This window comes from Streptomyces sp. NPDC089919 (genome assembly GCF_040684615.1).
Classification (GTDB): Bacteria; Actinomycetota; Actinomycetes; order Streptomycetales; family Streptomycetaceae; genus Streptomyces.
On sequence record NZ_JBFBGK010000185.1, the window covers coordinates 1 to 7,396 of the forward strand.

Below are 7,396 nucleotides of genomic sequence, written 5' to 3' on the forward strand. Positions count from 1 at the left end.
ACCGGCGCGGAGCGTCGGTATGGGGGTCCGGGGCGGAGCCCCGAAAGGCCCGGCGCGCAGCGCTCGGGCTCCGGGGGTCCGGGGGCGGAGCCCACCGGTTTCGGGAAGGGGCGGGTAGGGGACCAGCTCCGCGCAGCGGCCCCGCCCCGCCAGCCGCGCAGCCGTCACGACAGCCGGGCCCGCACGAGGGCCGGGCCCGCACGAGGCCCGGGCCCGAGACGGCCCGCCCGACACACCCCCCGGCACGCCCCCGCACCCCCGCCCCACCGGCGAGGATGCTGTCCTAGGACGGACGCACACCGTCCCGACCAGACCGGGGGTCCCCGAAACGATGACCGCACCCACCGCCCGCAGGACCGTCCTCACCGCAGCCCTGGCCGCGGCCACCGCCGCAGCCGCCGCCGCGCCCGCGACCGCCGCGTCCGGCAAGGCGGCCGCCGAGCCCGGCAACGGAGCCGAAGAGGCCGCCGACCCCGAGACCGCCCGCCAGGAGGCCGGGGCCGCCCCCGCCCCCTGCTACGTGGACAACCACTTCCGGTACTCGTACGGACACTGGCGCGCCGGCACCCACCGCGGCACCGTCACCGTCGGCGGCCGCCGCCCCGGCCTGGCCGTCGGGGCCGCCGAGGGCCGTACCGAGTACCTCGACCCGCACACCGGCCGCAAGGCGTCGTGGGAGTACGCGAGCTGGCTCTCCCCGGTACACCGCTCCACCGTGCCCGCCACCGAGGTCATCGCCTCCTGGAACGCCCAGACCCCGCCCGGCACCTGGCTCCAGGTCGAGCTCCAGGGCAGCTACGCCGACGGCACCCGGACGCCCTGGTACGTGATGGCCCGCTGGGCCTCGGGCGACGGCGACGTCCGGCGGACCTCCGTCGACGGCCAGAAGGACGGCCGGACGACGGTGTGGACCGACACGCTGTCCGTCGACGACCCGGCGGCCGGCCACCGGCTGGTCGCCCACCAGCTGCGGCTCACCCTCTACCGGACCCCGCGCACCAGGAAGACGCCCGTGGTCTGGCTGGCCGGGGCGATGGCCTCGGCGGTCCCGGACCGCTTCACCGTGCCGGCCTCGACCCCCCGGCTCGCCCGCGAGCTGGTCGTGCCGCGCTACTCGCAGGAGATCCACAAGGGCCGGTACCCGCAGTACGACAACGGCGGCGAGGCCTGGTGCAGCCCCACCTCCTCGCAGATGATCATCGAGTACTGGGGGCGCCGGCCCGACGACGACGACCTCGCCTGGGTCGACCCCGGCTACACCGACCCGCAGGTCTGCCACGCGGCCCGGTCCACCTACGACCACCAGTACAAGGGCTGCGGGAACTGGCCCTTCAACGCCGCCTACGCGGCCACCTACGAGGAGATGGCCGCCGTGGTCACCCGGCTCTCCTCGCTGACCGACCTGGAGACCCTGGTCCGGGCCGGCATCCCGGCCATCACCTCCCAGTCGTTCCTCAAGGGCGAGCTCACCGGCGCCGGCTACGGCACCGCCGGCCACCTCATGACCGTGATCGGCTTCACGGCCGCCGGCGACGTGGTGGCCAACGACCCCAATTCGCCGACCGATCCGGCGGTGCGGCGGGTCTACAAGCGCCACGAGTTCGAGACGGTCTGGCTGCGCACCAAGCGGAAGAACGCCGAGGGCAAGGTCGTCTCCGGCCCCGGTGGCGTCTGCTACCTCTACGCCCCCGCCCGGCCCACCCCGGCCCAGCTCGAGGCGCTGCGGACGGTCGGCGTCATCTGACCGGCGGCCGGTCCGGCCCCGGGGGAGTGACCAACGTCTCTACCCCCGGGGCGGGCCCGGATGGCACATTGGACGGACGTCGGGGGGCGTCCACCGCATCCGAGCACCGCCGTCCGATCCGGAGTGAAGACCATGACCTCCAGCAGCGCCGCCCTCACCCGAGTCCGCGCCCTCGTCCGCACCGGCGGACCCGAGGACGGGGCGAAGTGGCTCGAGCACCTGCTCGGCTGGACCCTCGTCGTCGTCCTGGCGATGTTCGTCACCCAGACCGGCTGGCTGTGAGCTGAGGCCACCGCCCGGGCACGCACCGCTCACGCCCGCGCGGCGGCCCCCGCGGCCTCCTCCGCCCGCCAGTGCCGGGCGGGTACGCCCACCAGCCGGTAGAGCCGGCGCACCGGCCCCCGGGCGGGCAGCAGCACCGCCCCGGCCAGTACCGCGAACAGCGCCGCCCCCGGCAGCCAGCCGGTCCACCGGACCAGGGCCGTCGCGGCCACCGCACCCGCCCCGGGCAGCCCGTACACCCCGGACCCGGCGACGGCCACCGCCGTCACCCGGCCCACCCGGCGGTCCCGGTCCGCCCCCGGCAGCCGCCAGCCCTCGGCCAGCCAGCCGATCTGCATCACCAGCACCGTCCCGGCCAGGACCGTGCCGAAGACCAGCACGGCGAGGAAGGTCCCGGAGGTCAGGAAGCCCAGGACGTGGTTGACCGGGCGGCCGCCGGCCCACTCCCGGTAGGCCCGGCCGTCCGCGGACAGCAGCCGCCGCGGTCCGCTCCCGTCCCAGCCGTGCACCAGCGCGAAGAACAGCAGGAAGTGCCCGCCCACCGCCTGCAGGTACGCCCCGTAGCCGGCGCCCACCAGCACCAGCCAGCGGGCCGCCAGGAAGCCCAGCAGCCCCGCGACCACCGGCGCCCCCGCGGCCAGCAGCGCGAAGCCCGCCCAGACGCCCCGGTGCCCGTCGGCCGCCTGCATCGTGGTCCAGGCCGGGTCCTGCCACAGCAGGTACGCCCCGGCCGGGGCGGCCAGCACCGCGAAGTAGAGCAGGGTCAGGGTCAGGTACGGGCTGGCGGCCGGGCTGCGGGTGCGCACCCCGCCGTCCGCCACCGAGCGCTGCCACCACTGGAGTTGGCGCCCGGCCGCGAGGGCGAGGGCGGCCCCGGTGCCGTACGCCCAGAACGGCACGGCCGGCAGCGGGATCACGCGGCCCCCAGGGTGAGCCCGTCGGCGGTGATCACGTCCGAGGTGACCAGGGCCTGTTCGGCGCTGACGTCGGTCATGAAGACGAACGGCGGGATCACCGGCGGGGCGGGCAGCCCGTCGGGGGTGAAGGTGACGCACAGCAGCCCCTCGATGCAGCCGCTGAACCGGGTCAGGTAGAGCGTCACGTCGCCCCGCAGGTCCAAGGAGTCGGCGCCCAGGGCCAGTTCGTGACCGCCGTCGCGGGTGCGCAGCCGGTAGTCGGTCAGCGAGGCCGCCGCCATCCGCAGCACCAGCACCTTCAGGGAGCCGCCCGCCACCGGGACCCGGGTCACCCCGGCGAGCGCGAAGCCGTGCGGGGCGAAGCGGCTGGTGGTGACGGTGGGCGGGGTCCGGGCGGCCTGCACCGGATCCGGGGCCGCCGGCCCGGCCGTCCGGGCCGGTCCCGGCAGCCCCAGGCCCGCCGCCAGCAGCACCGGTAGGGCCGCCGCCAGGGTGCGCGGCCCGCGCCCGTCGGCCGTGGGTTGCGCGGGCTCCGCGTCGGCGGCCGGCAGCGGGGTCCAGCCGAAGCCGAGGGCGCTGCCCGCGATGCCCAGCAGCATCCCGACGAGGAACCCGCCCAGGTTGGTGGCGGCGAAGGAGAGCACCGACAGCAGCAGGGCGTGCAGTGCGACGTAGTGCCGGGCGCCGGGCAGGAACCACAGGAAGAGTCCCGCGGCGATCAGCGCGAGCCCGATGCCGATGGCGGCGAGGCCGCCCAGCCCCAGGCTGACCAGGATCGTCAGCGGCGAGAGCGGGACCAGCAGCAGCTCGGTCCCGCCCAGCACCAGCAGCAGCCCGCCCCAGAACGGCCGGGTCCGGCGCCACCTGCGCAGCCGCCCCCGGGGTCCCGGCAGCGGCAGCCGCTCGACCAGCCGTGCGCGGCTCAGAAGCACTTCTTGCCGCCGAGGCTGACGTCGAGGTGCATGCCCTTGAGGCGGAAGTTCCCGCCGGTGGCGGACCAGGCGTGCGAGCGCACCCCGGTCACCTCGATGTCCCCGGCCTGCAGCCCGAACCGGCCGGCCTCGCCCTTGACCCCGTCCACCTCGTCGAGGGTGGAGGCGTCCCGGCCGATCTCCGCGGTGCCGAAGCGGGCGTCCCCGTCCAGGTCCTCGCCGTCGATGACCAGGTTGGTGGCGGTGACGTTGCCCGCCGGGCCGCCCGCGGTCAGCTTGAAGACCACGGTGCCCACCGGTGTCGGCACCTCGGCGGACTGGCAGATGTCGGAGAGGGTCGCCTCGCCGATGCCGAGCAGGGCGACCGGGTGCCCCTTGCCGTCCACGGACCGGTCGGTGTGCACGTACGAGGCCAGGCCCCGGCTGCTCAGCTTGCCCGAGGAGACCTGGAAGCTGGTGCCCGAGACGGCGAAGGAGGCGGCCAGCGCCCCCTGGGCCATCACCATGGCCATCGCCCCGACGGCCACCACCGCGGGCAGCGCCACCGCCGCCGACTTCTTCCAGGAGACCCGGCCCTCGGCCGGGCCGGTCGTGCCCTTGCGTGAACCTGCGTCGCTCATGGGGATCCTCCCGTACGTCGTCCAGTGCGCAGGGGAAGTGCGAACGCCCGGTCTGCCATACTGCGGGCGTCCTGTGGCAGTTCGAGGCTAGGGCTGAATTTGAATAATAGTCAACAGCGTGGAACCAGCGAACGTTCGCAGGTCCGGAGGGCCGAACTCATAGCGACCGGGCGGAAGTTGTTCGCCGACACCTCGTACGACGCGCTCTCGATGGACGACATCGCCCAACACGCGGGCGTCGCCAAGGGGTTGATCTACTACTACTTCAAGAGCAAGCGCGGCTACTACCTCGCGGTGGTCGAGGACTGCGTGGCCGAGCTGGTCGCCCGGGCCGCCAGCGACACCGACCTGCCGCGGGGCGAGCGGGTCCGCCGCACCGTCGACGGCTACCTCCACTACGCGCAGACCCACCAGGGTGCCTACCGGACCATCGTCACCGGCGGCGTCGGCTCCGACGCCGAGGTGCTGGCCATCCGCGACGCGGTCCGCGAGGAGCTGGTCCGCACCGTCGCCGAGGGCGCCTACGGCACCCGTGCGGTCCCGCCGCTGGCCCGGCTCGCCCTGATCGGCTGGCTCAGCGGGGTGGAGGGCGCCACCCTCGACTGGATCGCGCCCGGGCGGCCGGATCCCGCCCCCGGCCGCGAGGAGGTCGGCGCCCTCCTGGTGCGCACCCTGCGGGCCACCCTGACCGTGATCGAGGAGTTCGTCCCGGAGTGCCCGGCACCGCCCCCGTCCTAGCCGGGCCCGGCCGCGCACGGGTGATCTTGAACCCGTGACGCGGCCGGGATTGTCGGGCATACTCGACCCGCCGCAGCCGCTGGTCAGCCGCTTCTGTGATCCGGGAGGGCAGCATCGGCTGCAAGAGCACACTCACCCGGCAGTGCGGCCGAACCCCTTGGGCGCGCTGCTGCCGTGCCCGACCAGGGAGGAGACGCCGCCATGACCGACAGCGCCCCGCAGCCGGTGGACCGACAGCTGCCCACCGAGGAGTCCCGGGACCTCCTCGCGCTCGTCCGGGAGATCGCCCAGCGCGAGATCCGCCCGCGCGCCGCCGAGGAAGAGGAGGCCGGGCACTTCCCGCGCGAGGTGTTCACGCTCCTCTCCGAGTCCGGGCTGCTGGGCCTGCCGTACGCCTCCGAGTTCGGCGGCGGCGACCAGCCGTACGAGGTCTACCTCCAGGTCCTGGAGGAGCTGGCGGCGGCCCGCCTCACCGTTGGCCTGGGCGCCAGCGTGCACACCCTGGCCTGCCACGGCCTGGCCGGCTTCGGCACCAAGGAGCAGCAGGCGGAGCACCTGCCCGCGATGCTCGGCGGCGGCCTGCTGGGCGCCTACTGCCTCTCCGAGCCGGCCGCCGGCTCCGACGCCGCCTCCCTGACCACCAAGGCGGTCCGGGACGGCGACGACTGGGTGATCAACGGCACCAAGGCCTGGATCACCCACGGCGGGGTCGCCGACTTCTACACCGTGCTGGCGCGCAGCGGCGGCGAGGGCCCCCGGGGCATCACCGCCTTCCTGGTGCCGGGCGACGCGGCGGGCCTGACCGCGGCCGTCCCCGAGAAGAAGATGGGCATGAAGGGCTCGCCCACCGCCCAGTTGCACTTCGACGACGTCCGGGTCCCCGACGCCCGCCGGCTCGGCGAGGAGGGCCAGGGCTTCACCATCGCGCTGGCCGCGCTGGACTCCGGCCGGCTCGGCATCGCGGCCTGCGCCATCGGCGTGGCCCAGGCCGCGCTCGACGAGGCGCTGGCGTACGCGACCGGCCGCAAGCAGTTCGGCCGCCCGATCGCCGACTTCCAGGGCCTGCGCTTCATGCTCGCCGACATGGCCACCCGCATCGAGGCCGGCCGGGCCCTCTACCTGGCCGCCGCCCGGCTGCGGGACGCGGGCAAGCCCTTCTCGCGGCAGGCCGCGATGGCCAAGCTCTTCTGCACCGACGCGGCGATGGGCGTGACCATCGACGCCGTGCAGGTGCTCGGCGGCTACGGCTACACGGCCGACTTCCCGGTCGAGCGCCTGATGCGCGAGGCCAAGGTGCTCCAGATCGTGGAGGGCACCAACCAGATCCAGCGCATGGTCATCGCCCGCCACCTGGCCGGACCCGAGAGCCGCTGACCGGCTCGCGCGCACGCCCCGAAGGCCCTTCCGCCGGCCGGACCGCCCCGGTCCGGACCGGCGGAAGGGCCTTTCGCGCGTCGGGCGCGCCGGTCCTAGAACCCGTACCCGCCCGGCCAGACGGGCGCGGAGGTGAGCCGGGCCCACTCCGGGTCCCGGCGCCCCGGCAGGGTGCGGCCGTCGGTGGCCCACCGGGCCAGCAGCGCCCGGTAGATGGGTGGATCGGCCGGACGCTGAACCGATTCTTCGTGGGCGGGCGGCGCCGGACGGCGACGGCGACCGGTGCTCGGGGCGGCGGACTGCAGCATGGTCATGACCAGCCAACGCGACGCCCGGGGGGCAGGTAATCGCCTCGACGGGGCGGGTATGCGTTCGAGGGGGACCGCGGGGGTGGCCGGCTTACGGGGCCAGGGCGGGGCTCGGGGCGGAGCCCTGCTGTCCCCCGTACCAGCCTCGCCGGAGCGGCGGGGCTCGGAGTGGAGCCCTGCTGTCCCCTGTACCCGCCTCGCCGGAGCGGCCGGGCTCGGGGTGGAGCCCCGGTGTCCCCCGTACCAGCCTCGCTGGGGGCACCTCCCAGCGGTAGCTGGGGGAGTTTGAGGCGACCGTCGCGGAGCGGCGGTGCGGGGGCCAACCCAGCCGCGCGGCGTTTGAGCGCACCGGCGCGGAGCGGCGGTATGGGGGATCCGGGGGCGTAGCCCACCGGTTTCGGGAAGGGGCGGGGTGGGGTCTGGCTCCGCGCAGCGGCGGCAACGGCAGGGCGGCACGCGTCCGGCCCCTCTACGGATGGGG

8 protein-coding genes are annotated in these 7,396 nt (G+C 75.3%); 4 read left to right on the plus strand and 4 right to left on the minus strand.

Features of this window, described 5'->3' with window-relative positions; translation table 11 throughout:
* Positions 1–331 precede the first annotated feature (331 nt).
* On the plus strand, positions 332–1,744 hold the full coding sequence (locus AB0O40_RS36960) for a peptidase C39 family protein (protein ID WP_365050509.1): 1,413 nt from the start codon (positions 332–334) through the stop codon (positions 1,742–1,744).
* Between the two features lie 132 nt (positions 1,745–1,876).
* Positions 1,877–2,026 carry an SCO1431 family membrane protein gene (locus AB0O40_RS36965; RefSeq protein WP_365050511.1) on the plus strand — a complete coding sequence of 50 codons (150 nt, stop codon included), beginning with the start codon at positions 1,877–1,879 and terminating at the stop codon, positions 2,024–2,026.
* A 29-nt stretch (positions 2,027–2,055) separates the two neighbouring features.
* On the opposite strand, the gene AB0O40_RS36970 is transcribed toward AB0O40_RS36965, so the two are convergent.
* The 3 genes from AB0O40_RS36970 to AB0O40_RS36980 are packed head-to-tail and all read right to left on the minus strand — an operon-like array spanning position 2,056 to position 4,495.
* Complete coding sequence (locus tag AB0O40_RS36970; RefSeq protein ID WP_365050513.1) at positions 2,056–2,943, minus strand: hypothetical protein; 888 nt, start codon at positions 2,941–2,943, stop codon at positions 2,056–2,058.
* Positions 2,940–3,875, minus strand: a complete 936-nt coding sequence (locus AB0O40_RS36975; protein ID WP_365050515.1) for a DUF6114 domain-containing protein — start codon at positions 3,873–3,875, stop codon at positions 2,940–2,942. Before AB0O40_RS36975 ends, AB0O40_RS36970 begins: the two co-directional genes overlap by 4 nt.
* Positions 3,866–4,495 carry a DUF6230 family protein gene (locus AB0O40_RS36980; protein ID WP_365050517.1) on the minus strand — a complete coding sequence of 210 codons (630 nt, stop codon included), beginning with the start codon at positions 4,493–4,495 and terminating at the stop codon, positions 3,866–3,868. Before AB0O40_RS36980 ends, AB0O40_RS36975 begins: the two co-directional genes overlap by 10 nt.
* Positions 4,496–4,594: 99 nt before the next feature.
* Between AB0O40_RS36980 and AB0O40_RS36985 the strand changes: the two genes are divergently transcribed.
* Positions 4,595–5,233 (plus strand): TetR/AcrR family transcriptional regulator, encoded by a 639-nt coding sequence (locus AB0O40_RS36985; RefSeq protein WP_365050519.1) that lies wholly within the window; start codon positions 4,595–4,597, stop codon positions 5,231–5,233.
* A gap of 201 nt (positions 5,234–5,434) precedes the next feature.
* Complete coding sequence (locus AB0O40_RS36990) at positions 5,435–6,607, plus strand: acyl-CoA dehydrogenase family protein (RefSeq protein ID WP_365050521.1); 1,173 nt, start codon at positions 5,435–5,437, stop codon at positions 6,605–6,607.
* A gap of 95 nt (positions 6,608–6,702) precedes the next feature.
* Here the strand turns inward: AB0O40_RS36990 and AB0O40_RS36995 are convergent, their stop codons facing one another.
* Positions 6,703–6,921, minus strand: coding sequence for a hypothetical protein (locus AB0O40_RS36995; protein ID WP_365050523.1), 219 nt, complete (start codon positions 6,919–6,921; stop codon positions 6,703–6,705).
* Positions 6,922–7,396: the final 475 nt, after the last annotated feature.

What these genes read in the sequence shown, in the direction of transcription:
- AB0O40_RS36990 (WP_365050521.1), top strand. Translation starts at nt 5,435, where the DNA reads ATGACCGACAGCGCCCCGCAGCCGGTGGACCGACAGCTGCCCACCGAG.
- AB0O40_RS36995 (WP_365050523.1), bottom strand. Translation starts at nt 6,921, where the DNA reads ATGACCATGCTGCAGTCCGCCGCCCCGAGCACCGGTCGCCGTCGCCGT.
- AB0O40_RS36980 (WP_365050517.1), bottom strand. Translation starts at nt 4,495, where the DNA reads ATGAGCGACGCAGGTTCACGCAAGGGCACGACCGGCCCGGCCGAGGGC.
- AB0O40_RS36965 (WP_365050511.1), top strand. Translation starts at nt 1,877, where the DNA reads ATGACCTCCAGCAGCGCCGCCCTCACCCGAGTCCGCGCCCTCGTCCGC.
- AB0O40_RS36960 (WP_365050509.1), top strand. Translation starts at nt 332, where the DNA reads ATGACCGCACCCACCGCCCGCAGGACCGTCCTCACCGCAGCCCTGGCC.